Annotated in this window: 23 protein-coding genes and 1 tRNA gene; 9 read left to right on the forward strand and 15 right to left on the reverse strand. The window is 31.4% G+C overall.

Annotated elements, in window-relative coordinates; genetic code table 11:
* A complete protein-coding gene (gene folP, locus ACEWL1_RS00280) occupies window positions 1-828 on the forward strand; it encodes a dihydropteroate synthase (RefSeq protein ID WP_409231289.1) in 828 nt (275 codons plus the stop codon).
* 323 nt (window positions 829-1,151) lie between these two features.
* Complete coding sequence (cdaA, locus tag ACEWL1_RS00285) at window positions 1,152-1,925, forward strand: diadenylate cyclase CdaA (protein ID WP_409231290.1); 774 nt, start codon at window positions 1,152-1,154, stop codon at window positions 1,923-1,925.
* Here the strand turns inward: cdaA and ACEWL1_RS00290 are convergent.
* Together ACEWL1_RS00290 and truA are read right to left on the reverse strand one after the other, a co-directional pair.
* Window positions 1,922-3,691 (reverse strand): ABC transporter ATP-binding protein, encoded by a 1,770-nt coding sequence (locus ACEWL1_RS00290; RefSeq protein WP_409231291.1) that lies wholly within the window; start codon window positions 3,689-3,691, stop codon window positions 1,922-1,924. The two genes, cdaA and ACEWL1_RS00290, sit on opposite strands and share 4 nt — an antisense overlap.
* Window positions 3,692-3,693: 2 nt before the next feature.
* Window positions 3,694-4,419 carry a tRNA pseudouridine(38-40) synthase TruA gene (gene truA / locus ACEWL1_RS00295; protein WP_409231292.1) on the reverse strand — a complete coding sequence of 242 codons (726 nt, stop codon included), beginning with the start codon at window positions 4,417-4,419 and terminating at the stop codon, window positions 3,694-3,696.
* 64 nt (window positions 4,420-4,483) lie between these two features.
* Between truA and ACEWL1_RS00300 the strand changes: the two genes are divergently transcribed.
* Entirely contained in the window at window positions 4,484-4,981 is a 498-nt protein-coding gene (locus tag ACEWL1_RS00300) for a metallophosphoesterase family protein (protein ID WP_409231293.1), read from the forward strand.
* Here ACEWL1_RS00300 and ACEWL1_RS00305 read toward each other — a convergent pair.
* From ACEWL1_RS00305 to ACEWL1_RS00320, 4 genes are all read right to left on the reverse strand, one after another.
* Window positions 4,968-6,785 (reverse strand): tetratricopeptide repeat-containing sensor histidine kinase, encoded by a 1,818-nt coding sequence (locus ACEWL1_RS00305; RefSeq protein ID WP_409231294.1) that lies wholly within the window; start codon window positions 6,783-6,785, stop codon window positions 4,968-4,970. The genes ACEWL1_RS00300 and ACEWL1_RS00305 overlap by 14 nt on opposite strands.
* A gap of 24 nt (window positions 6,786-6,809) precedes the next feature.
* Complete coding sequence (locus tag ACEWL1_RS00310; protein WP_409231295.1) at window positions 6,810-7,478, reverse strand: hypothetical protein; 669 nt, start codon at window positions 7,476-7,478, stop codon at window positions 6,810-6,812.
* Between the two features lie 130 nt (window positions 7,479-7,608).
* Entirely contained in the window at window positions 7,609-8,268 is a 660-nt protein-coding gene (locus ACEWL1_RS00315; RefSeq protein ID WP_409231296.1) for a response regulator, read from the reverse strand.
* Window positions 8,269-8,626: 358 nt separating this feature from the next.
* Window positions 8,627-9,061: a DUF4293 domain-containing protein gene (locus tag ACEWL1_RS00320; protein WP_409231297.1), complete on the reverse strand. Its 435-nt coding sequence runs from the start codon at window positions 9,059-9,061 to the stop codon at window positions 8,627-8,629.
* Between the two features lie 205 nt (window positions 9,062-9,266).
* On the opposite strand from ACEWL1_RS00320, the gene rho reads away from it, so the two are divergent.
* Entirely contained in the window at window positions 9,267-10,892 is a 1,626-nt protein-coding gene (rho, locus tag ACEWL1_RS00325) for a transcription termination factor Rho (RefSeq protein WP_409231298.1), read from the forward strand.
* Between the two features lie 73 nt (window positions 10,893-10,965).
* Here the strand turns inward: rho and ACEWL1_RS00330 are convergent, their stop codons facing one another.
* From ACEWL1_RS00330 to ACEWL1_RS00360, 7 genes are all read right to left on the reverse strand, one after another.
* Window positions 10,966-13,080, reverse strand: coding sequence for a peptidylprolyl isomerase (locus ACEWL1_RS00330; protein ID WP_409231299.1), 2,115 nt, complete (start codon window positions 13,078-13,080; stop codon window positions 10,966-10,968).
* A gap of 99 nt (window positions 13,081-13,179) precedes the next feature.
* Complete coding sequence (locus ACEWL1_RS00335) at window positions 13,180-14,445, reverse strand: hemolysin family protein (RefSeq protein ID WP_409231300.1); 1,266 nt, start codon at window positions 14,443-14,445, stop codon at window positions 13,180-13,182.
* 8 nt (window positions 14,446-14,453) lie between these two features.
* Complete coding sequence (locus tag ACEWL1_RS00340; RefSeq protein ID WP_409231301.1) at window positions 14,454-14,648, reverse strand: hypothetical protein; 195 nt, start codon at window positions 14,646-14,648, stop codon at window positions 14,454-14,456.
* 1 nt (window position 14,649) lies between these two features.
* On the reverse strand, window positions 14,650-15,216 hold the full coding sequence (gene lptC, locus ACEWL1_RS00345) for an LPS export ABC transporter periplasmic protein LptC (RefSeq protein ID WP_409231302.1): 567 nt from the start codon (window positions 15,214-15,216) through the stop codon (window positions 14,650-14,652).
* Between the two features lie 2 nt (window positions 15,217-15,218).
* On the reverse strand, window positions 15,219-16,577 hold the full coding sequence (locus ACEWL1_RS00350) for a hypothetical protein (RefSeq protein ID WP_409231303.1): 1,359 nt from the start codon (window positions 16,575-16,577) through the stop codon (window positions 15,219-15,221).
* 14 nt (window positions 16,578-16,591) lie between these two features.
* Complete coding sequence (locus ACEWL1_RS00355; protein WP_409231304.1) at window positions 16,592-17,875, reverse strand: hypothetical protein; 1,284 nt, start codon at window positions 17,873-17,875, stop codon at window positions 16,592-16,594.
* Entirely contained in the window at window positions 17,869-18,600 is a 732-nt protein-coding gene (locus ACEWL1_RS00360) for a type III pantothenate kinase (RefSeq protein WP_409232247.1), read from the reverse strand. The genes ACEWL1_RS00355 and ACEWL1_RS00360 overlap by 7 nt, the downstream gene beginning before the upstream one ends.
* A 100-nt stretch (window positions 18,601-18,700) precedes the next feature.
* Here ACEWL1_RS00360 and ACEWL1_RS00365 point away from each other — a divergent pair.
* Window positions 18,701-18,773 (forward strand) — tRNA-Phe (locus ACEWL1_RS00365).
* A gap of 36 nt (window positions 18,774-18,809) precedes the next feature.
* Here ACEWL1_RS00365 and ACEWL1_RS00370 read toward each other — a convergent pair.
* Window positions 18,810-19,688 (reverse strand): LysR family transcriptional regulator, encoded by an 879-nt coding sequence (locus ACEWL1_RS00370; protein WP_409231305.1) that lies wholly within the window; start codon window positions 19,686-19,688, stop codon window positions 18,810-18,812.
* A gap of 78 nt (window positions 19,689-19,766) precedes the next feature.
* Here ACEWL1_RS00370 and hutH point away from each other — a divergent pair, with 78 nt between their 5' ends.
* Genes hutH through hutG form a run of 4 tightly spaced genes read left to right on the forward strand, consistent with a single transcriptional unit; the run spans window position 19,767 to window position 25,530 of the window.
* Window positions 19,767-21,260, forward strand: a complete 1,494-nt coding sequence (hutH, locus tag ACEWL1_RS00375; RefSeq protein WP_409231306.1) for a histidine ammonia-lyase — start codon at window positions 19,767-19,769, stop codon at window positions 21,258-21,260.
* A gap of 8 nt (window positions 21,261-21,268) precedes the next feature.
* Complete coding sequence (locus ACEWL1_RS00380) at window positions 21,269-23,266, forward strand: urocanate hydratase (protein WP_409231307.1); 1,998 nt, start codon at window positions 21,269-21,271, stop codon at window positions 23,264-23,266.
* A complete protein-coding gene (hutI, locus tag ACEWL1_RS00385; protein ID WP_409231308.1) occupies window positions 23,266-24,501 on the forward strand; it encodes an imidazolonepropionase in 1,236 nt (411 codons plus the stop codon). Before ACEWL1_RS00380 ends, hutI begins: the two co-directional genes overlap by 1 nt.
* Before the next feature lie 12 nt (window positions 24,502-24,513).
* Window positions 24,514-25,530 carry a formimidoylglutamase gene (hutG, locus tag ACEWL1_RS00390; protein WP_409231309.1) on the forward strand — a complete coding sequence of 339 codons (1,017 nt, stop codon included), beginning with the start codon at window positions 24,514-24,516 and terminating at the stop codon, window positions 25,528-25,530.
* Between the two features lie 35 nt (window positions 25,531-25,565).
* Here the strand turns inward: hutG and ACEWL1_RS00395 are convergent, their stop codons facing one another.
* Window positions 25,566-26,387: a pseudouridine synthase gene (locus ACEWL1_RS00395; protein ID WP_409231310.1), complete on the reverse strand. Its 822-nt coding sequence runs from the start codon at window positions 26,385-26,387 to the stop codon at window positions 25,566-25,568.
* Window positions 26,388-26,417 lie beyond the last annotated feature (30 nt).

The raw sequence follows: 26,417 nt of genomic DNA on the forward strand, positions 1-26,417 counted from the left end.
ATGACTATAAATTGTAACCACAAACTGATTGATATTTCCTCTCCAAAAGTGATGGGAATTTTAAATATTACGCCAGATTCTTTCTTTGATGGCGGATCGTATAAAAACGAATCTGACATTTTACAGAAAGTAGAAAAAATGCTTTCTGAAGGTGCAACATTTATAGATGTTGGCGCCTATTCTTCAAGACCTGGTGCAATACATATTTCTGAAGAAGAAGAATTGCAACGAATTGTACCAATTATAAAATTATTAGTGCATCATTTTCCTGAAATTATTATTTCTGTGGATACTTTTAGAAGTAACGTCGCTAAAAAAACAGTTGAAGCTGGCGCAGCAATGATCAACGATATTTCTGGTGGAAAAATGGATGAGAATATGTTTAAAACTGTTGCTGATTTACAAGTTCCGTACATTATAATGCACATGCTCGGCACGCCACAAAACATGCAAAAAAATCCAACATATGAAGATGTAACGAAAGAAGTAATTTCATTTTTTGCGGAGCAGCTTTTTAAATTGCATCAATTAAAAGTAAACGATGTACTTATTGATGTTGGTTTTGGTTTTGGCAAAACCATCGAGCACAATTACGAATTATTGAAGAATTTAGCACTTTTTAAAAACTTAGACGCGCCAATTTTAGTTGGAATTTCTAGAAAATCGATGTTATACAAACCGCTAGAAATCACACCTCAATTGGCATTAAACGCAACTACTTCTGCAAATACAATTGCTTTATTAAATGGCGCAAACATTCTTAGAGTTCACGATGTAAAAGAAGCAATCGAAGCAATTAAAATTGTTGCGCAACTACAACAAAATTAAAAAAAATCCACACTACTTTAATGACAGTTAGGCTCTGAATAACAAAACGAATGTCATTTCGAAATGAGGTTTTTTAAGCGATTGAGAAATCTCACAAAACTCAGTACTACTTTTATGAGGTTTTTCGATTCCATTTCATTTCACTCAAAATGACAAGGACAATTTGCAAGATTCCACTTCGTTAGCTTCGCTAGATGCTTTCAATCAAAATACATTTTGATTTCAGTAGCATTCGGAATGACAGTTTCTTTAAAAGAAAAAATTGAATCTTTAGAATGTTGCATAATTATTCCTATTTTTACAGTTAAAGCAACAAAAAACTAATGTTAGACTTTATTGATTTTTCTATTTTAGACATTCTAGATATTCTTCTAGTTGCTGCATTATTGTACTACATCTACAAACTTTTAAAAGGTACTGTTGCTATTAATATTTTTATTGGAATTGCACTTATTTTCTTAATTTGGAAAATAACACAAGCCTTAAAAATGGAAATGTTGAGTGGAATTTTAGGCTATTTATTAAGTGGTGGAGTTATTGCATTAATCATTGTGTTTCAACAAGAAATTAGAAAGTTTTTATTAATGATAGGAACGACGAATTTCTCATCAAAAAGAAGTTTTTTAAAACAATTAAAATTCTTAAAATCAGAAATTGAATCTGAAACGGATGTAGATACAATTGTAAATTCGTGCATCAAATTATCAAAAACAAAGACAGGTGCTTTAATTGTTATCGAACGTACAAACAACTTAGATTTTTTAGCAAATAACGGAGATAAAATGAATGCTGCTGTAAACGAAGCCATTATAGAAAGTATTTTTTATAAAAACAGTCCATTACACGATGGAGCAACTGTAATTAGAGATAATTTTATTGTGGCAACTCGCGTGGTTTTACCTTTATCTAATGAAAAAATTCCTGCTCGTTTTGGCTTACGTCATAAAGCAGCAATTGGTGTTACAGAAAAAACGGATGCTTTGTGTTTATTGGTTTCAGAAGAAACTGGAGAAATTTCTTATATAAAAGATGGCACTTTTGATTTGTATTCTGATTACAGCGAATTGATAGAAAAAATAAAAGACGATTTAAACTAAACCGCTTCTACACTACTAAATTGTTTGTCGTACAGGTTTTTATAATATCCATCTGGTTTTTCTAACAATTCTTGGTGAGTTCCTTCTTCTACAATCAATCCTTTATCCATTACAATAATTTTATCCGCCATTTTTATGGTTGCCAATCTGTGTGCAATTACAATAGATGTTCTTCCTTTTGTAATGGTATCTGTTGCATATTGAATCATTTGTTCTGCATTAGAATCTACAGATGAAGTTGCTTCGTCTAAAATTAAAATGCTTGGTTTGCTTACATAGGCTCTTAAAAACGCAATTAATTGTCGTTGACCAGAAGATAACATTGCGCCTCTTTCTTTTACGTTGTAATCATATCCGCCAGGTAACGTCATAATAAAATCGTGAATTCCAATTTGTTTTGCAGCTTCTTCAACCTCTTCAAAAGTGATGTTTTCATTTTTTAAAGTGATGTTGTTTAAAATGGAGTCTGAAAACAAAAAGACATCTTGCAACACAATTGCAATTTGATTTCTCAAAGAATTAATTTCATAGTCTTTTACTGAAACGCCATCAACACAAATTTCTCCTGAATTGATTTCGTAAAAACGATTTATTAAGTTGATAATAGTTGATTTTCCTGCTCCAGTTGATCCAACAATTGCAACCGTTTGCCCTTTTTCTACTTGTAAAGAAATTCCTTTTAAAACTTCTTCGTCTTTTATATAACTAAAACGAACATCTTTAAAATCGATTTTTCCTTGTAAATTTTCTGCGAAAACAGTTCCGTTTTTATCAATACTACTTTGTGTATCTAATACCCCAAAAACACGTTCACCAGAAACAATTCCCATTTGTAATGTGTTAAATTTATCTGCAATTTGACGTAAAGGCCTAAACAACATTTGTGTCATCATAATAAAACTCATGATTTCTCCAGGCTCAACATCCACATTATTTACCGATTGCAAACCGCCGTACCAAACTAATAATCCGATGGCAATTGATGATAAAACTTCTGCAACAGGAAAGAAAATAGAATAATACCAAACCGCTTTAATATGTGCTTTTTTATGTTTATCGTTGATGTCCATAAACTTTTTGTACTCTATTTTTTCTCTACTAAATAACTGAACAATGTTCATTCCAGTAACTCTTTCTTGTACAAATCCGTTTAGATTTGCAACCTGAGTTCTCACTTCTTGAAAAGTAGATTTTATAGCAATTTGGAATATTTTTGTAGCGTAAATTAAGATTGGCAACACCGCTAATGCGATTAATGCCAATTGCCAATTCATAAAAAGCATCGCAACAATAACTACTAACATCTTTAGAATATCACTAATAATCATAAACAAACCTTGACTAAAAGAACTAGCAATGGTTTCGATATCAGAAACAACTCTTGTTACCAACCTACCGACAGAAGTTGTGTCGAAATACGCCATTCTAAATTGTAAAATATGTCTAAATATTTTGGCGCGCATATCTCTAATAATATGTTGCCCAATCCAATTGGCAAAATAGATAAACAACACTTGTAAAAGCACTTCTGCGATTAAGACAACAAGCATTAATAATGTAAAATACAGTAAAGTATCTTCATTTTTATTTGTCGTAAAATCTTTTACTGCTTCTTTAAGTAAATACGGTCTGTAAGCAGATAAAAATGCTGTTGCAATTACGGCAACAGTTGCAATTATAAAATGAGTTCTATAACTTTTTGCAAAGCTTAGAATTCTCATAAATATTTTTGCGTCAAATGCTTTTCCCGACTCTTTCTTACTCATAATTAATATTTGATTTCTGTTAAAAACAAGCCTTTTGCCGGAACAGATAATCCTGCGTTTGCTCTATTTTTACTTAAAATAATAGATCTAAAATCTTCTTTATCAATTTTGTTTTTTCCTACATCAACCAAGGTCCCAACAATTGCTCTAACCATGTTTCTTAAAAAACGATTTGCCGTTATATGAAATATCAATTGATTGTCTTCTTGAGTCCAAACTGCTTTTGTAACCTTACAATTAAACGTTTTTACTTCTGTTTTTACCTTAGAAAATGCTTGAAAATTTTCGTGTTCTAACAAGATTTCAGCAGCTTCATTCATGGCATTTACATCTAACTTTTGATGAAATAATTGCCACGTAGTTTCTAATAAAAACGGATTTCTACCCAACCAAATTCTATATTCATAACTTCTGGTAAGCGCATCAAATCTTGCATGTTTTTCATCAGCAACTTTTACTACACGATGCACAACAATATCTTCTGGCAACATCGAATTTAGTTTAAAAACAATATTTTTATCCAATTCAATTGCAGAATCAAAATGTGCAAACATCTGTGAGGCATGAACTCCTGTATCTGTTCTACCGGCTCCAACAACACTAACTTCTTCTTGTAAAACTGTGCTTACCACCTTGTTAAGCTCTTCTTGAATTGAGTTCGCGTCAGGTTGTATTTGCCAACCGTGATAATTTTTACCTAGGTATGAAAGTTCTATAAAATATCTCAAAAAACAGTACTTTTGTTAACATCAAAACTACATAAATTTATTTGGTTACAAGCATTTTTAAAACGTGAAAAAGATTCTACTATTATCGGACACTCATAGCTATATGGATACACAAATTTTAAAATTTGTAAAACAAGCTGATGAAGTTTGGCATGCTGGAGATATTGGCGATTTACAAGTAACTGACACTATACAGTCGTTAAAACCTTTGCGTGCTGTTTATGGAAATATTGATGCTGCTGATGCGCGATTAGAATTTCCGTTAGACAACAAGTTTACAGTTGAAAATGTTACTGTTTGGATGACTCATATTGGTGGATATCCTGGTAGATATAATCCACGAGTTAGAGAGGAGCTGCAACAAAATGCGCCACAACTATTTATTTGCGGTCATTCTCATATTTTAAAAGTGCAGTTTGATAAAAAACTAAATCTATTGCATTTAAATCCTGGCGCTGCAGGAAATCATGGTTTTCATAAAGTGAGAACAATGATTCGGTTTACGATTGATAAAAAAGAAATAAAAGATATGGAAGTGATTGAATTGGCTACGCGTGGCTAGCTTCTTTTTTTTCTAGAATTGGTAATTCAATTTTAATTTTTGTTCCAGTTTGAGCATTAGATCTTATACTAAATCTTCCTTTCATCATCTGTATTCTAGCTTCAATTTGGTTAATTCCTAAACCATCTTTTTTAGGAATTTCTGTTTTATCAAACCCATCGCCATCATCTTGTATATCTACAAATAAGGTTCCGTCTTTATCTAACATTTTCACAGTAGCTTTATTTGCATTACTGTGTTTTAAAATATTATTGACCAATTCTTGAATGATATTATTGGCTTTTATTTCAAAACTTTGTTCATATCGTCTAATATTTTTAATCTCTGTTTCTATTTCAATTTTTGAGTTCGAATATTTTTCTGCCATATCATTGATAGCATATTTTAATCCAAATTTTAGTAAAACTGAAGAGACTAACGTATGTGATAAATCACGAATAGTTTGAGAAGCTTCTACAATAATTTTTTGTGTTTTATCTATTTCTATAGGAGCATTCCCTTTAAATTGCATTTTACTAGCCTGTAAATGCAAGTTGGCAGAAGACAACAATGTGCTAACACTATCATGCAACGTTTCAGCAATTTGTTTTCGCTCCGTTTCTTTACCATCTAAGGTTGCGTTTAAAATACGTACTTGTGATTCTGATTTTAATTTTTCTAATTTACTTTCTTGCTCTAATTGTGTTTGATCTAAATGTAGTTTTAAATTTTTTTGACGTAATTTATAGTTATAAATAATTACTCCAGAACTAACAATTACAAAAAAACTTAATATACCAAAAAGCCAAGCAGTCCTTTTCTCCTCAGCTTTTTTTAAAGCTACCTGATTCTTTACCAATTCTACTTTATATTGCTCTTCATACTCCGCATAAACACCTTTAACAATTCTTTTAAATTCTCTTGCTGTCAATGTGTCTTTAAAAACAAAAGATTGATCTAAATATTCATATGCCTTATAATCTTTTTGCATATATAGGATGTAAGCTAAATTGTAATATAAATCTTCTTTATTTTTAATAGCAACAATACTTTTATCGTTTTTAATTAACTCAATTGCATTCGTATAGATTTCTTTCGCCTTAGCGTAGTTTTTCTCAACTAAATAGATGTTCGCTAAATTGTTTAAAGCACTAGCTTCTGAGAGTTTATTATTGTTGTACTTATAAATTTCTACAGCTTTTAAAGCATATTCTTTTGCCAAAACAAAATTTACCTTTTCCAACTGTATGGCTGATAAATTTGTATAACCAGATGCTTTAATATCTGGAAAATCATTTAATGATGAAATATCTATAATTTTCTTAAAGTAAATAGCAGCGCTGTCTTTTTTATTTAATTTATAGTACTCACCCCCTATTCTCAGCAATGTTCTTGCTAATGATTTTTCTTTTTGCAATAAAATGTTATATGTGATAAGTTTATCATTATTGAAACTTTCATTGTTTTCAATAAGTTTTAATGCTTTTTTAAAATAAATTAGTGCCTTATCATGATTATTCCTTTTTACAAAAATATTACCAATTAAAAAGTTACTTAAATATTCTAATTCTATATCATTTTTATTCTCAATTTCTTTCAGTAATGACAATGTTTGCTTTAATGATCCTGTATAATCTTCTTTTAAAAACAATTGATTTACAAGAAGGTATTTCTCTTTGTAGGTTGTATCTTTTTCTTGTAATACAATTAAAGGAGAAGCTAGTTTTAAATTAGTTTCTCCTTTAGTAAAAGACCTAGCATTTAAATTAATTTGAAAAATAAAAACTAAGTGAAATAAAAAGATTTTTTTAAAAATTTTATTCATCAATATTTTCTAACATTAAATATTTTACTCATCATAAACAATAATAACTCTTGGGATTGTACTAGTACTTTCTGCTAATCCTTTACCAAGTAAATTATGGTTTACAAAATCTAACCTTAACACTCCTGTATCTGGCACAGTTAATGTTCTAGTAAATTTACTATCAGAACTGGTTCCCTTAGACAAATGTACTTCATAAGTTGCTAAATCATCGTTGTAAATAAATTCAGTTTTCACATTGCTATTCACTTCAAAATCTAGCTGAATAGTACCATCTGTATTGGATGTTATACCATATTCTTTTAAGAACTTAGTACTAATTCCTTTCGCAAAGGTAATGTTTTCATCTTCAACAGAAAACCTCATTTGTTTTCCAGTTTCATTATCAAAAAAACCGACACGTAATGTATTATTGTCTAACGTAAAATCATTTCTATATTGATCTTTAGTATCATGGTTTACTTTATTTAAATGCACTTCGTTTGTTAAGGAAGTAACATCTTTACGGACATCAGGAATTGTGTTATTTGCAACAACATAATCTACAAAGTACGCTCCTGAAGCATCTCTTTGAAGTTTAACTTGTTTTAATAAGGGCTCTTGTGGAATTTCAAAATCTGTTTCATTAGTTGAACAAGATGCAAAACTTAAAGCTAAAACTATGGCTAAAAAGCCTACACTTAGTTTTCTCATGGGAATAAATTTTAATTTGATTGATTTAATTATTTGTTGAAATAAAAAATGAGTGAGATAACAATATTGCAATTATATAGGTTTGGGGGATTTCTTAATTGGGGGATTATTCTATTTTGGGGGTAGAATTCTATATAATTTTATTTTTAACGGCAAACATTGCTAAGCCCACTGCATTTTTTACATTTAATTTTTTTAATAAATTTTTTCTATATGTTTCTACTGTATTTACACTTAAAAACAACTTGTTTGCCATTTCTTGTGTACTATATTCTTTCACTAGAAGCTTTAACACTTCTACCTCTCTTTCTGTTAAACTACTTATTATATCATAATCTGGTCTTGTTCCTTCTGCTACATCATAGCCTAATGCTAGGTTAAACAATCCTTCTTTAATATCATCACTAAAATAAGGATCTCCTTTATAAACAGATATAATTGCTTTTAAAATATGTTCTCCTGCACTTGTTTTCGAAATAAAACCATCAGCTCCATAAGTTGTTAACTCTTTCACTAATTTAGCATCATCGTAACTAGATAACATAATTATTTTTTGATGTTCTTTCTTTTTATTGAACTTTTTCAACACTTCTATACCATCTAACTCAGGCATATTAATGTCTAACACCAAAATATCTGCTTCATTTGTTTTAAACCATTCAATAACCTGTTTCCCTGTTAATGAATAACCAACAACCTCAATATTTTCATCAGTATTTAGCATCGCGATAATCCCTTCTATCAGAATCATGTGATCATCTGCGACATGAACTTTAATTTTTTCTTTCATAATTAATTACTTTACAAATTTAAACTACAATAACAATTAATACAATACCCATTTATGGGGTTTTTTTTAACTCACGGAAAACCGTGAGTTGACTCACGGAAAACCGTGAGTTGGACGCCTCACGGAAAACCGTGAGAATAGAATATAATCTACTGACATATAGATATTTATAGACTAAGTATTAAAATACTTATTTCAACCACTAATTTACAAAAATTAATTGCTTACATATTTTTCTTATCAGTTGTAATATAACAAAAAGCGTAAAAACACTTATTCATACACCCAAATCATAAAACTAAAAAACCGAAGTTTAAAACTTCGGTTTTTTCGCACTAAATATACTAAGATGTTAGGTTTACCTTAATCTGTCAACAGATTTTACGAGATCTTCATCCTTTTTTATTGCTTTATTAGCCAATGCTAACAACACAACAACTATAACAGGAATAAACATCCCAATACCCTTCTCAGAAACCGAAGTTTCTCCAGATACCGTTAGTGACACATATATAAGTACACCTAATAAATAAAAGTTAATTAACATATTTATACGTCCTATAACAAATTGTAATTGTCTTTTCTTAAATAAAAAGAGAGCAATTACAGATAAGATAGCCGAAAGCAAGTATGCAATAAATATTGTCTTTAAAAGTAAACTTGTTTCATTCATTAAATCTGGAGCAGAAATAACTTTTGTTGAAGCTTCTGTCCACAAACTGAATACAAAAATTAAGCCACCAGAAAATATTGCGGCAGCTAATAAATAGATTGTTTGTATTCTTTGAATCATCTTTATGAATTGGTTAGCAAAAGTAAAACTTTCTTTTTTTAAAAAGAAACATTGTAGTTAAAAATAATTACATATATTTGCTTATAATTCAACTACACACTCGTATTAGCATAAAGCTTTACTAAACTGAATCAAAAAAATTCAACACAAACAATTCTTAATTGTATTAAGAAAAATCCCGCTATATTAATTTAACAATGTAAAAATGTTCGAAATTACAGAACTGAAAGCCAAAACTCTTACAGAACTTCAAGAGATTGCAAAAACTATTGGATTATCTAAAACAAGTCAATTAAAAAAATTAGATCTTGTATATCAAATTTTAGATACTCAAGCAGCAAATCTTGCTAATCAAGAAAGACCAAAAGCCGAAAAACCAAAAAGAAAAAGAGTTGTAAAAAAGGTTGTACATAAAAAACCTGAAGAAAAAACAGCTCCGACTGTAAAAGAAGAAAACAGTCCGAGACCAAAACCAATACCAAGAGAAAAAGTAGTTGAGAACAAACCTGACGTTCATAAAAAGGTAGAAAAATCAACTTCCTCTGAAGAAACTTCTGATGAAGAAAAGACTGAATATAAAAAACCTGTTCATACGAATCAGAAAACAAAATCAAACAATCCAAATCAGAACAAAAGCAGAAACAATAATCAACCAAGAGAAAAAGTTTCTAAAGGAAATAAAAGTAATACACGCTATAAAGATCCTGATTTTGAATTTGATGGTATTATTGAAAGTGAAGGTGTCTTAGAAATGATGCCAGATGGTTATGGCTTCTTACGATCTTCTGATTATAATTATTTATCATCTCCTGATGATATTTATGTATCGCAATCTCAAATAAAACTATTTGGTTTAAAAACCGGAGACACCGTTAAAGGAAATGTACGTCCGCCAAAAGAAGGTGAAAAATATTTTCCTTTAATTAGAGTCTCAAAAATCAATGGATTAAATCCGAATGTTGTTAGAGACCGAGTTTCTTTCGAGCATTTAACTCCGTTATTTCCGCAAGAAAAATTCAATTTAGCAGAAAAAGGAAGTTCTTTATCAACAAGAATTATCGATTTATTTTCTCCGATTGGAAAAGGACAACGTGGTATGATTGTAGCACAGCCTAAAACAGGTAAAACAATGCTTTTAAAGGATGTTGCCAATGCAATTGCAGCAAATCATCCAGAAGTATATCAAATTGTTTTACTAATTGATGAAAGACCCGAAGAAGTTACAGACATGCAGCGAAGTGTTCGTGGAGAAGTTGTTGCTTCTACTTTTGATGAACCAGCAGACAAACATGTTCGTGTTGCTAATATTGTATTAGAAAAAGCAAAACGTTTAGTAGAATGTGGGCATGATGTTGTAATTCTTTTAGATTCGATTACTCGTTTAGCGAGAGCCTACAATACCGTTGCACCTGCTTCTGGTAAAATATTATCTGGTGGTATTGATGCAAATGCCTTACACAAACCAAAAAGATTTTTTGGTGCAGCAAGAAAAATTGAAGGCGGTGGTTCTTTAACTATTATTGCTACAGCATTAACAGAAACTGGTTCTAAAATGGACGAAGTAATTTTCGAAGAATTTAAAGGAACAGGTAATATGGAGCTACAATTAGATAGAAATATTTCTAATAGAAGAATCTATCCTGCTATTGATTTAATTAAGTCAAGCACAAGAAGAGATGATTTATTGCTAGATGAAAAAACAGTTCAAAGAATGTGGGTATTAAGAAAATACCTTGCAGACATGAACCCTGTTGAAGCGATGGAATTTATCAACGAGCGAATTAAGTTTTCTAAAAACAATCAAGAGTTTTTAATTTCCATGAATGGATAATTAAATACAATTCATAAAAAAACCGAATCAATAATTGATTCGGTTTTTTTTATGTTTTTATGTTTCTTAGGAATTATTCTATTCCGTAAAAAGCACCTCTATTATCAACAATTTCAGCAGCTTCTTTAATCGCATTGTATATCAAACCTGTTTGAGATTTTCTAGTACTTGCCAATCTATTTCTGTAAGAATCATAATTTGGTAAAGCAATTGGCGCTTCTCTTTTTGTAACTACAAAAGCAAAAACCCCTTTTCCTCCTTCTACTTTATTAAACAACGTATTTTCTTTTGCAGAATACATTGCTCCTACTATTTTAGGTTCAAATCCTACTGCAGCAATAATTGGAGATTGCATAGAAATTGCAGAAGCTGTACTTACATTCTGATTTGTAGATTTAGCAATATCTGCCAAAGTTGCACCGTTCATTTTTTCTTTAATTATTGCAGCTTTCTTCTGACTCATTAAAATAGGTCTTACAGTATTTGTTGCTCTTGCAGCAGACATTAAACCTTTAAATGTTTTGTTTGTAATTACTGCAACAACATGACCATTGTTTGTGTCAAATCTTTGATAAGCACCAACTTCATTTTCTTTTTTATGAGACCATGTAACTATTTCTCTTTGATTACCAATTCCAGGAACCGTTTCGTCTAACATTTTTAATGCGAAAGCAGATTGAGGATTTACTCCTTTTTCTTTTGCTACATCATCAAATTTTGCTCCGTTTGATAATGCTAAAGCAAATGTTTCTGCATTTTGAAAAATGGTATTTTCAGTAGCTTGTGATGCTTCTATCTTTCTACCAAAAGTTGCTAATTTAACAGCTTGTTGCTTATTTTTACTTTCGTCTACTCTAACAATGTGGTATCCGAACTTTGTTTTTATAACTTTTATACTTCCTTTTTTATTAAAGAACAGTGCTTCACCAAAATCTTTATCTAAAGAAAAAGCTCCTTTTGGAGTAATCCAATCAATATCTCCACCTTTCCCTTTTGTTCCGTCAGGATTAACTTCATCAGCAATTTCAGCAAATTTCTTTGTGTTATTTCTAACTAATTTAAAAATACTATCAATAGATTTTTTAGCTTGCGCATCAGTAATCTTAGTATCAGGACTCGCTGAAGCAGAACCAACAAAAGGAAGTAAAATATGCGCTCCTTTTACAGAATCTGGAATTTGAACAACTTCATTGATCTTAGAAATTTTAAAATATCCGTTATCTTTATAAGGACCAAAAACATCACCTTTTTTGCCTTTAAAAACCTGGTCTGCAATAACAGCAGAAACAGTTGTTTTAAAATTATATCCATTATCTAAAGCTAGATCTGAACCATTATCAGCAAAAAACTCAGCATTATTATCTGTATTTTTAAAACCTTTTATTCCGTCTTTATCCTCTAATAAACCTGCAACCTCATTTTTAATCGCATCCTCATCTGCTTGAGTTGGAATAATATCAAATTTTACATATTTAATATCCGTAGAAGCTTCTACTTTAAAAGCAGCTGGATTGGCTTTAATATAAGTTTCTATTTCTGCTTTTGTAACAGTAACTAAACTATCTGCAACAGTTGCATAAGGTACATATACATATTGAGATGTAATTTTTGTGTTATCTGTAAGATATTGCAATTCTCCTTCTTTTAAAGAAGCACCAACACCTGCAGTAATTAAGCTATTGTATGTAGTTGTTTCAAGTCCACTTTTAAGTTGTCCCATAAAACTAGACCAAGATGCCCACATTTCTGGATCATCAGACTTTATTAAAGCCAAATATTCTTTTAACTTACCTTCATCAAACAAACCTGCAGCATTTAAGAACTGTGGATTTGAATTTACAGATTGGTTGGAGATAAGAGCATTCCAAACATCTGTTTCACCAACAGTTACTCCTGCATCTGATAGTTGTGTTTGATAAATTTTTTCTCTTACTAAATTGTCCCAAACTATTTTAGAAGCTTGCATATCTGTAAGTCCATTACCTACTTGTGCTTTATAAGCTTCTAAAGCTTCGCTAAAATCTTTTCTTGATATTACTTCTCCACCAACTTCTCCTACTGTATTTACTTTAGTAGAATTGAAAAAATCTTGGATACTTGAAGGATCTAATACAAAAGCAAACAAAGCCAATCCAATTACTAGGATTAATGCCATTGAGCGCTCTCTAATTTTAGATAAAATTGCCATACGTTATTTATTTAATTAACAGGGAGCGAAAATACAATATCGGTTTTAATAATGCAACTGCATAGCGACAATTATTTACGATATTTTTTTAGGATAAATTTAATCTTCAATATCGCCAATTTGGAAGTGTATTTCTTCAATTTTTGAAGAGCTAACTTTAAGAATTTTAATTATAAAATTATTTATTCTTATTTCTTCATTTAACTCTGGTATGTTTTCTGTATGTTCTATTATAAAACCACCCAACGTTTCGTAAGCTTCTTCTTTTGGGATGTTTAATCCATATTCTTCATTCAAATAATCGATTTCTAATCTTGCAGAGAAACGAAATTCAGCGTCGTTAATTTGCTCTTCGAGTAGCTCTTGAGAATCGTGTTCGTCTTCTATTTCTCCGAAGAGCTCCTCTACAATATCTTCAACAGTAATCATTCCAGATGTTCCGCCATATTCATCTAAAACAATGGCAATACTTTTTCTTTTTTTAATTAAATTGTTTAAAACATCGTGAATAATCATCGACTCTGGAACTATTTCTATTGGTAAAATTACAGAACGAATCGTTTTTGGTTTTTTAAACAGTTCAAAAGCGTTTACATAGCCAACAATATCATCTAACGAATTTTTATAAATCAATATTTTAGAAAAACCTGTTGCTACAAATATCTTTCTAAGGTTAGGAATTGTTTCATGAAACTCAACCGCTATCATTTCGGTCCTTGGCACCATTATTTCTCTTGCTTTTACTTTGTGAAAGTCTAAAGCATTTTGAAATATTTGAATTTCAGAATCAAAAACATCGTGAGCGTTACTAGTTTCTATTTGTTCGTTTATATAATTCCCTAATTCTTCTCTACTAAATTCTGTTTGTTCTTCGTCTTTATTCGTTCTAAAAAAAACACGCAGAAAAAAATCAGATATTAAGGTGATAAAAGAAGAGAAAAAATGAAAAATAACGTAGAAAAAGTAAGTTGGAACAGCAAAGTATTTTAATGCTTCATTGGCATAAATTCTAAAAATGGCTTTTGGTAAAAACTCTGCAGTAACTAAAATTAATAAGGTAGAAATAATGGTTTGAATTAACAGAATTGAAAATTCATTAAGCGAATCTGCAGGTAAAAATCCTACTAAAAAATCGCCCATATAAATACTATAAATTACCAGTGCAATATTGTTACCAACCAACATTGTGGTAATAAATTTTGATGACTTATTGGTGAGTTTTGCAAGTATTTTAGAAGTAAAGCTGTCTTTCTTTTTTTCTAATTCGATATGTAATTTATTGGCAGAAACGAAAGCAATTTCCATGCCCGAGAAAAATGCAGAAAGTAATATTGAAATAACAATTATTGCTATTTGTGTTTCCATGTAAAGTTTTACTGGTTATTTTTAGATTGTACTTTTTTTCTAAAATATCTTTTAAAGAAAAACACTAAGGTAATAAAAACTGCAAACCCAAGCATTAAATAAGATTTTTCCCTGTCAGTATTCCAACCTAATATTGCGTCAACCAAAAAGATAATTGCAATGATTAAATATGCATATTGTAAGTATTTCCAAAGTGAATTCATTTTATTCTTCTTTTGTAATTAGTTCTCCAGATAGTTTTTTTGCTAAAAACTTCGTTAAGTCTTTTTTAGATTCAAATCCAATTCCTGAAATGTCGTTATCAGGAGAAATTAATCTAAATCTCTTTTCTGAAAAAAAATAATCTGTATTTTGATCCCAAAACAACTGATCTGTATATAATTTTGATTGATCTGTATGATTAATAATTACTACATTTCCTTTTAATTCAGTTATCATCGTTTTTGAATACGAAATCGAATAGTCGCCAAGTATGGTTGTGGAGTCTTTTCCGTTGTTTTCAAATGTTATTAACTTTATTCCTTCAGGAAATTCGTTATACGGGTGCTCTACTCTATTGCTAAAATCTTTTAATAAAGGAGCAAACAACTTTGAAGTTGTTCGGCCAGAGTCTCTATAAACATGAGCAATATTTTTAGCAACACCAATAGGAAAGTTTTTAACAGATAAAAACGCTCTTACTTCATTAGAGTTATTAGTACAAGAAAAAAACATTGCTCCTAAACTAATAGCAACAATGTTTTTAAATATTTTTTTTGAACTAAAATTCATTTTTATTTTTGAGGAATCTTTACTGTTTCTCCAATCCAACATTTAATTGAATAAGGTGTTCCAGGTTTTACACCTTCTGTAAAAATTAATTTTTTAGACGGTTCTTGAGAAAGGTAGTTCTTTATATATCTAGACGCTCTAGAAGCGATACTTGGATCTACAGCTACTGCTCTTCTTGCTTTATTTAAAGCTGCTGTATACACCATTCTTTTTTCAAATTCTTTTGTACCACAAGCATCAGCACTTGAAGCGTATAAGCCTGCAATTAACAAATATGCTTTCCCCATACTTGGTTTATTACTTAATGCTTGGTTTGCATATCTTCTTGCTTCACTTTTTCTACCTCTTTTAGCAAATAATTGTGCAATTTTATATAAGTTTTCTGCTTTATTAAAAGCATCTGTTTCTTGGTCAACGGCTTTCTTATAATATTCCATTGCCTCAGTTTCTTTACCTTTCTTATATAAGATTCCAGCAAAATAGACCAAAGTTTTTGGCGAAGGATCTGCTGCAACCCAAGCTTCTACTAATTTTTCATATAAAGGTTCATCTGTACACTCTTTAGAATACATTCTAGATACTGCTCTATTTAACCATTTGATGTTTGTTTTATTAGCTTCAAACTCTCCAGTATATAATGGAATCAATCTTTCACAAGTAGACAATTCTACAATAATTTGATCTAACCCTGCTTCAACTTGACCTAAGGCTTTTGAGTTAATTGAATAAGCTCTTAATAAACTTTTTTCTCTTTTCTCTAAAGTTTCACCTTTTTCTTCTTTAGCTTTTAGTGGTTCAAGCTTTTTAGCATAATAATTTAATTTTTCACCAACAGATTCTAATACATCATCGTAGGTATCGAATACTTTTTGAGGATTAGTATCTTTATTTCTATCTGTTACACCTTGGAAGTATTTGTAAATATTTCTAACACCCATTTGCGTTGGATCTAACGAATATGCTTTTTCTAATAAAGCAAAAATTTCGTCTTCTGTACCTATTTTTTCTTTCGCTAAAAATGTTGCGTAATCACTATGCATTTTTGCCGCATCTTTAGGGAAATGTATCAATCTTTGTTCATAGATCTTTTTTGCTAAGGCAGTAAGTTCTACTTTATTTCCTCCAGCTTTTAATTGATCTTTCACTAATCTATCACCAAGTTTATAGATATTAACTGATAACTTAGGACAATCATTCATTAGTTGCTTAAGCTTAGGTAATGCAGAATCATACTTTTTAGTTTGAACTTCTCCTTTAAATAAATTGTAAACAATACCACAATCTTGAGAGCTCTGTGCTAAAATGCTAGTATTTAAAAGCAGTGTTACTGCTGCAAGTAAGAACGTAATTTTTTTCATCATCTATCTGTTTTTAATTAGTCAATTCGTTTTTTCACAAACCAAGAATCGTTTAACGACAAACTTAGTTTAAAGTTAAAATAGTTTTCTTGTATTAGGTTGTTTATTGTTGAACCTTTTTGTCCATACTCAATTCCTAAATTTAGGTTTGATAAACTTCTCAATGGTAAACCTAAACCAAAAGATATGCCAAAATCTTTTATTTCGGTAAAATTCCCTGATGTACTTGTTCCGTTTACCAATAAACCTGTATTTTCAAATCTCACACCCGCCCTATATGTAACTCTATCCCAGTAACTTGAGATTGAATTATCTTTTGGCAGATAAAAACCACCAATAGAAACTCTGCTTGAATTATTATACTTATAAGAAGAATTCGTTAAAATCGAACCTTGTAAGTCTAATGCTTCTTGGAATTCATATTCTACTCCTGCATACCATTTATTCTCTTTCCCAAGCCCCACACCTAAACCTGTTTTCATCGGATTTACAATTTTACTATTTATAGAAGCACTGTACAATGTATCTTTTGGTACTTCTACTGTAGATGAAGTAATGGCTAGTGAATATAAGTTTTCTGTTCCCGAGGTGTTTAAACTATTTTCTAATTTAAAAGCCGCACCTATATTTAACATCAACTTGTTATCTAATTCCTTTATATAATGCATTCCTAATTTTACACCAGTCCCTCTTATTGTTGTAACCTCATGGTTTTTAGTACCTAATTGTGCATTTACCCTTTGGTACAAAATATTGTTTTCAGTTTTTCCAAAAACATATTCTCCCTCCAATCCAACAGAAAAGTTTTTTGTGATTGAGATTCCATAGGCTCCATAAATTCTATTTGTTCCTCCAGAACCATAAAACCTTGTCGCTTCAAAAGCATCACCATTTACATCATTTACAATATTCAACAGTGAATATCCAACGGATGTATTTGGTTTTAACCCAAAAGAAACACCAGCACTTTTACCTACAGGAAACCCAATATTAATATAAGACAAGGTTGATGAAGTTGAATTCTGTGACCCAGAAAAATCTTTTATTGTTAAATCATTTACATTAATTCCTATAGAATAAGTTGCAAATCTTAAATATGCATTTGCAGCAGGATTTAAGAAGTTTAAATGATACACATTGTTAAATGCAATACCAACACCACCCATACTTGCTTGCTCTACCGTTTGTGAACTATATTGTTGGCCAATACCAAAAAAAGAATACGGAGATGAATTAGTTCTCTGAGCTGTTGCTTTTAGTGAAATAAATAGTAAAAATATATAGAAAATTTTCTTTAACATTCTTTGTTGTTATATATCAAAATTGTGTTTAAACCTTCCAAAACAAAATTTGGATTGGCAAATATGCTACTTTTTAATTGTTTAGCCAAGAAATATGTATCTCCACCTGTTAAAACTAATGTTAAAAATGTATTTTCTCTTTCATATTGTTCAATTACCCCATTAATTTCACGTATTACTCCATTAACTACCCCAGAATGAATACTCTCCTCTGTGGTGTTTCCAATAAAATTTGCTGGAACATTTTTCTCTAATAAAGGTAGTTTTGACGTATAGTTATGTAATGCTTTGTACCTCATTTCTATCCCTAATGAAATTGCTCCTCCTAAATATTCTTTCGAAGCACTTACAAAATCATACGTAATACAAGTTCCTGCATCAATAATTAACACGTTCTTTTTATGAAATTTTCGCACAGCATTTGCAACCAAAGCAATTCTATCTACTCCTAAGGTTTTTGGAGTTTTATACAAGTTTTTAAAAGGCACCTTTGTTGATGCATCTAACACTAAAAAAGAAAGCTTTTTATGTAATTGATTTAATTGATTAGTAGAAATATTCTTAACTGAAGAGATAATTCCTTTATCAATTGTATATTTATTGATTAAAAAATCTACTTTTTTAAGTAAATCATTAGTTTTAAAAATAACTACTTCCAGCAAGGTATCATTCTCAAAAACAGCTGCTTTGATTCTCGTATTACCAACATCAATAATTAAATTCATCATATCATTTTAAATGGTCTCCAAAAATACAACAGATTTTTTACAAATTTATTTGGTAGATATAAAAAAGGAGTACTATATTTGCATCCGCTAAGGCAATGGTACCTTAGCTCAGTTGGTAGAGCAAAGGACTGAAAATCCTTGTGTCCCTGGTTCGATTCCTGGAGGTACCACAAAAAACCACTCTTTCTTAGAGTGGTTTTTTTGCTTTAAAGTAGTTTTACAATTTCTTTTAATATCGGATTTCTATTATTACTATTCCAAATCACAGACAAGGTTGTTTTCTGTTTTGCTTTTTTTAATTCGATAAATTTTATTTTCTGATTGTTTTGAATTGCCAATGATTTTGGAACAATAGAAATTCCAAAGTTATTTTCAACCAATTTATAAATGGATCCTGCATGAATTGTATTATGTGATACAATCGGAGAAAACCCACTTTCATCAAATAACTGCATTACTTTTTCGTAATAAGACGAGCTGTACTTGGGATCAAAAAGAATAAATGATTCTTGTTTAAATTGCGTTAGACTTTTAAAATTATCTACATTTACTAGGTGATTCTCTGGCAACACCAAACAAAATGATTCTTTTAAAACCGGCTTACTTATCAATCCTCTTGGTACCCTATCGAGCCTTACAAATCCTAAATCTAAATCATACGAAAGCAACCCTTCTACCTGCTTTTCATTGTCCATTTCTTTTAAACTAAACACAATATCTGGATAATCACTTTTAAAACTCATTAATAAATTAGGAATAATCTCTTGCATTGCAGAGCCAACATACCCAAATTTTAAATCGCCCTTTTTACCATCACTCAACATTTTTGCGTGATGCAAAGTATGCTCCATACTTTTTAAATTGATTGCCAATTCTTTCTTCATGTACTCTCCTGCTTTTGTCAATAACACTTTTCTATTATGTCGTTCAAACAATACTACACCCAAATCGTTTTCCATCTGCTTTATTTGTTTACTCAATCCTGGTTGAGATATAAACAGTCTTTCTGCTGCTTTTCTAAAATGCAAATCTTCTGCAACAGCTAAAAAATATTTGATGTGTCTAATTTCTATTTGATAACTCATGGTTATTATTTAGTAGGTTAAATAATATTGTAAAGCATCAAAAATAAGAATAACTTTGTTAAAAACATTTTTGACACGATGAAATTTAAATACGGTATAGATCATTTAACGGTTGATAAAGTAATTGCCATTGCAAATGGTAGTTTAAAAGCAGAAATCAACGAAATAGCAATCAAAAAAATTACTGAATGTAGGCACAAAGTTGAAACCATGGCAAATGGCAACAAAGCTGTCTACGGTATCAATACTGGGTTTGGACCTTTGTGTGATGTACAGATAACTCCGCAAGAAACCAGCAAACTTCAAAAAAATTTATTGATTACGCATGCAGTCGGAGTTGGAAGTTCAATCGATAAAGAACTTTCAAAAATCATGATGATTTGTAAAGTTCACGCGTTATGTCAAGGTTTTTCTGGTGTTCGTTTAGAATTGATTGAACGTATTCTTTATTTTATTGAAAACGATTTATTACCAGTTGTTCCCGAGCAAGGTTCGGTTGGTGCATCTGGAGATTTAGCTCCGTTGTCTCATTTATTTTTACCATTATTAGGTGAAGGAGAATTCTGGGTAAATGATGAAATTGTATCTGCAAAAGCAGTTTTAGTAAAACATCAGTTACAACCTTTAGTGCTTCAAGCAAAAGAAGGTTTGGGTTTGATTAACGGAACGCAATTTATTTTAGCGCACGCTATTATCGGGTTACAAAAAATGAAGTATTTACTCAATTTAGCAGATGTTTGTGGCGCAATGAGTATTGAAGGTTATCAAGGAAGTGCCTCTCCGTTTAGATCTGAATTACATAAAATTCGTCCGTTTAAAGGAACGATAAAAGTAGCAGAACGCATGAGAATGTTGTTTAACAATTCACAAAATATCAATTCTCACCAAAGTTGCGAACGTGTTCAAGACCCGTATTCGATGCGTTGCATTCCGCAAGTTCACGGAGCATCAAGAAATGCTTATTATCATTTAGAAGAATTGGCAGAAATAGAAATGAATTCGGTTACCGACAATCCGATTGTATTGAGTGAAACCGAAGCAATTTCTGGAGGAAATTTTCACGGTCAGCCATTGGCAATGGCATTAGATTATTGCTCGATTGCCGCATCAGAATTGGGAAATATTTCAGACAGACGTTCGTATTTATTATTAGAAGGAAAATTTGGATTGCCAAGATTATTAACTTCTGGTGGCGGATTAAATTCAGGATTTATGATTCCGCAATACACAACTGCAGCCTTAGTTACAGAAAACAAATCGTTGTGCTTCCCTCCTTCTGCAGATAGCATTCCTACTTCTTTAGGACAAGAAGATCATGTTTCTATGGGAAGTATTTCTGGACGAAAATTCAATCAGATTTTAGGAAATATTGATAAAATATTCGCCATAGAATTGATGTACGCTGCACAAGCAATGGATTTTAGAAGACCAAATACTTTTTCAGAAATTATTGAAGAAAATTTTAAAATCATCCGAAATAAAGTTGATAAATTAGAAGACGACAGAATTTTAAAAGACGACATCAACAACCTGATTCTGTTAGTTAAAAATCAATCTTTCATCGTAAAATAAAAAGTATCATGACATTTAAAGAACAGATTTTACAAGGAATTCCTACTGAAATTCCAGCAAAAAAAGACTATCCGAAAAATGCGAATAGAGCTCCGAAAAGAAAAGATATTTTATCGATTGAGGAAAAACAATTAGCCATTAGAAATGCATTGCGTTATTTTCCAAAAGAGTGGCATCAAGAATTGGCGACAGAATTTGCAGAAGAATTAAAAGAATACGGCAGGATTTATATGTATCGCTTTAAGCCTGAATATAAAATTTATGCAAGACCAGTTTCTGAATATCCTGCAAAATCTTCTCAAGCTGCAGCAATTATGTTGATGATTCAAAACAATTTAGACCCTGCGGTTGCACAACATCCTGAGGAATTAATTACCTACGGAGGAAACGGCGCCGTTTTTCAAAATTGGGCACAATATCTTTTAGTAATGCAGTATTTAGCAACAATGACCGATACGCAAACATTGCATTTGTATTCTGGTCATCCGATGGGATTATTTCCTTCTTCTAAAAATGCGCCGAGAGTGATTGTTACCAACGGAATGATGATTCCGAATTACTCAAAACCAGATGACTGGGAGAAATTCAATGCGCTTGGAGTTACACAATATGGTCAAATGACAGCGGGTTCATTTATGTATATCGGTCCGCAAGGAATTGTACACGGAACCACCATTACTGTGATGAACGCTTTTAGAAAAGTTTTAAAAAAAGATGAAAATCCTGCTGGAAAAATATTTTTAACTGCAGGCTTGGGCGGAATGTCTGGCGCACAACCAAAAGCAGGAAATATTGCTGGTTGCATTACAATTGCTGCTGAAGTAAACCCGAAAGCAGCAACAAAAAGACACGAACAAGGCTGGGTTGATGAATTAATTGACAACATAAAAGATTTAATTTCTAGAGTTCAACATGCACAAAAAAATAACGAAATTGTTTCAATTGCTTACATCGGAAATGTGGTCGAAATTTGGGAACGCTTTGATGAAGAAAATATTTTTATTCACTTAGGTTCAGATCAAACATCGTTACATATTCCTTGGACTGGCGGTTATTATCCAGTTGATATTTCTTACGAAGAATCAAATCGATTGATTAGAGAAGAACCAGCAGTTTTCAAAGAAAAAGTACAAGAAACATTACGAAGACACGCAGCAGCCATCAACAAACACACCGCAAAAGGAACGTATTTCTTTGATTACGGAAATGCTTTTTTATTAGAAGCTTCAAGAGCTGGTGCAAATGTGATGGCAGAAAATGGCATCGATTTTAAATATCCGTCGTATGTGCAAGATATTTTAGGTCCGATGTGTTTTGATTACGGATTTGGCCCTTTTCGTTGGGTTTGTGCTTCTGGAAAAGCAGAAGATTTAGACGCAACAGACAAAATTGCTGAAACCGTTTTACAAGAAATTATGGAAAATTCTCCTGAAGAAATTCAGTTGCAAATGCAAGACAACATCACTTGGATAAAAGATGCAAAAAAGAATAAAATGGTCGTTGGTTCTCAAGCGCGTATTTTATATGCAGATGCCGAAGGTCGTTCTAAAATTGCGGAAGCTTTTAACAACGCTATCTGTAAAGGGAAAATTGGCCCTGTTGTTTTAGGAAGAGATCACCATGATGTAAGCGGAACAGATTCGCCTTACAGAGAAACTTCAAATATTTATGACGGAAGTAAATTTACAGCCGATATGGCAATTCACAATGTAATTGGTGATAGTTTTAGAGGTGCCACTTGGGTTTCTATCCACAATGGCGGCGGTGTTGGCTGGGGAGAAGTGATGAATGGCGGATTCGGAATGTTGTTAGACGGAACAAAAGAAGCAGAAGTACGTTTAAAAAGCATGCTTTTTTACGATGTAAATAACGGGATTGCACGGAGAAGCTGGGCAAGAAATGACGAAGCTATTTTTGCCATCAAAAGAGAAATGGAAAGATCTCCAAATTTAAAAGTAACTTTACCGAACATAGTGAATGACGAATTGTTAAAAGATTTATTTTAATGGCTACATTATTTAAAAATATCAAAGAATTAATTCAGGTTAGAACTGCACCTATTTCTTTTGTTTCTGGAAAAGAAATGAAGGTTTTACCAACGATTAAAAATGCATTTTTAGTGGTAGAAAATGGGTTGATTTATGACTTTGGAGAAATGAGAGATTGTCCAACTACAGATTTCTCAGAAATGATTGATGCAACTGGAAAAATGATTTTACCTTCTTGGTGCGATTCTCATACACACATTGTGTATGCAGGAAACAGAGAAGGAGAATTTGTAGACAGAATTAACGGATTATCGTACGAAGAAATTGCAAATAATGGTGGTGGAATTTTAAATTCAGCAAAAAAATTACAAGCAACTTCTGAAGAAGAATTGTATCAACAAAGCAAAGTTCGTTTAGAAGAAGTAATACAATTAGGAACAGGCGCAGTAGAAATAAAATCTGGTTACGGATTGACAGCAGAAGCTGAATTAAAGATGCTTCGAGTTATCAAACGATTAAAAGAAAATTATTCGATAGAAATTAAAGCAACTTTCTTAGGCGCACACGCAGTACCTGCAGAATATAAAAATGATAAAGCGGGTTATTTACAATTACTAATTAACGATATTTTACCAAAAGTAGCGCATAAAAAGCTAGCTGATTATGTTGATATTTTCTGTGAAACTGGCTATTTTTCTGTCGCTGACACAGAATTGATGTTGGAAGCTGGAAAAAAACATGGATTAATTCCTAAAATTCATGTAAATCAATTTACAGCAATTGGCGGTGTGCAAGCCGGAATTAAATTCAACGCATTGTCTGTAGATCATCTCGAAGAAATGAGAGAGGAAGATATCGAAGCATTAAAAAGCACCAACACAATGCCCGTTGCATTGCCAAGTTGCTCGTATTTTTTGAGCATTCCGTATACACCAGCAAGAAAAATGATTGACGCAGGTTTGCCTTTGGCTTTAGCAACCGATTACAACCCAGGTTCTACTCCATCAGGAAATATGAATTTTGTGGTTTCTACAGCATGTATTAAAATGAAAATGACTCCAGAAGAAGCAATTAATGCAGCAACTATTAACGGTGCATATGCAATGGGTTTAGAAACCAAAGTTGGTTCTATTACAAAAGGGAAACAAGCAAATTTGATTCTTACAAAACCAATTAATTCATACGGGTTTATTCCGTATTCATTCGGAATCCATCAAATAGAAAAAGTATTTATTAAAGGAAAAGAATTTTAAAGAAAACTACAATTGAAAGAAAACATCTTTGAACACATACATATTGATTATCAACCTGGGAAAAAAAGATTTTGGACAGGTAGAAAATCAAATCCAGACATTGAAAATCAATACTGGCATCAAGAAGTAGAGCTACAAGATATTAATGATTTACACAAAAAAAATTCAACAGATATTGCCTTGTTAGGTTATGTTTGTGATGAAGGTGTTCGTAGAAATTCTGGAAGAATTGGCGCAGAAAAAGGACCTGAGTTGGTTAGAGATCATTTGGCAAAATTGCCCATCCATTTTGAAGAAAAAAGTGTTGCCGATTTTGGTGATATTATTTGTATTGATGAAGACATGGAAGCCTGTCAGCAAGGACTTTCTACAAGTGTTTCTAAATTAATTTCAAAGAGTGTTTTTCCTATTGTAATTGGCGGAGGACATGATATGGCCTATGGACATTTTATGGGAATTAGAGACGCTGTAAAAAACACTTCTAAAAAGAAAATTGGAATCATTAATTTTGATGCACATTTTGATTTACGCCCAATTGATAAAAAATCAAATTCTGGAACACCCTTTAATCAGATAATTTCTGAATTGAAAAAAGAGGGAGAAACCATCGATTATTTTGCCATCGGAATTCAACGACAATCAAACACCAAAGAATTGTTTAATATTGCTAAAGATGAGCAAGTAAGTTTTGCGATTAATTATGAGTGTGAATCGTCATCTGAAGAATTAAATGCTTTAAAAGAAAAGCTTTCTACGATAATTAAAAGAAATGATTATTTGTATATCACTATTGATATGGACGGATTTTCATCTGCGTACGCACCTGGAGTTTCGGCTCCTTCTCCGTTAGGATTTACTCCGTATTTTGTCTTTAAAATGTTGCACTTTTTATTCGACACCAATAAGGTAATTTCTTGTGACATAGCAGAACTTAATCCGAGCTTAGACCGTGATAATTTAACTGCAAAATTAGCAGCAAAACTTGTAGATTTTATCGTAATGAAACTCAACAAAAAAGACATCTTTTAAATAAAAGATGTCTTTTTTAGATTGCTAGATTTTTATTATATCATGTGAAGTGTATTTACTTCTTGAGCTGTTAACTCTCTATAACGTCCTCTTGGTAAGTTTTTCTTGGTTAACCCTGCAAAAATTACACGATCTAACTTTACTACTTTATACCCAAAGTGTTCAAATATCTTACGTACAATTCTGTTACGTCCAGAGTGAATTTTAATTCCGATTTCTGTTTTAGATTCTCCAACAACATAATCAACTTCATCAATAAACACTTTTTTACCTTCAATAATCACTTCTTCTCTAATTTTTTGAAGATGCTTCATTTCAAACTTTTTATCTAAAGAAGCATGGTATAATTTATGAACATTGTGTTTGGGATGTGTTAACTTTTTAGCCAACTCTCCATCATTTGTAAACAATAACAAACCAGTTGTATTTCTATCTAAGCGCCCAACAGGATAGACGCGTTCTTTTGTTGCATTTTCTATTAAATCCATCACCGTTTTTCTACCACGCTCATCATCCATTGTAGTGATATAGTTTTTCGGTTTGTTTAATAAAATGTATTTTTTTTCTTCTGGAGTAATTGATGATCCATCAAAACGAACTTCGCTTCCAGGTTTCACTTTAAATCCCATTTCTGTGATTACCACGCCATCTACAGTGACATTTCCAGAAGCAATAAGTTTATCTGCTTCTCTTCTCGAAGAAACTCCTGAATTAGCAATGTATTTGTTTAATCGAATTCCGTCTTCCGGGTTTGCTTTTGGAGCAGTTTTAATTTTTCTATACTCTTTTTTCTTTCCTTGAAAACCACTATTGTTTCCTGATTGTCGTCCTCGCGACGAGTGCTTATCTGTACTCATTTTTTAATAAATTAATTTTGGGCAAAGATA

Source organism: Polaribacter gochangensis (assembly GCF_046224025.1).
Classification (GTDB): Bacteria; Bacteroidota; Bacteroidia; order Flavobacteriales; family Flavobacteriaceae; genus Polaribacter; species Polaribacter gochangensis.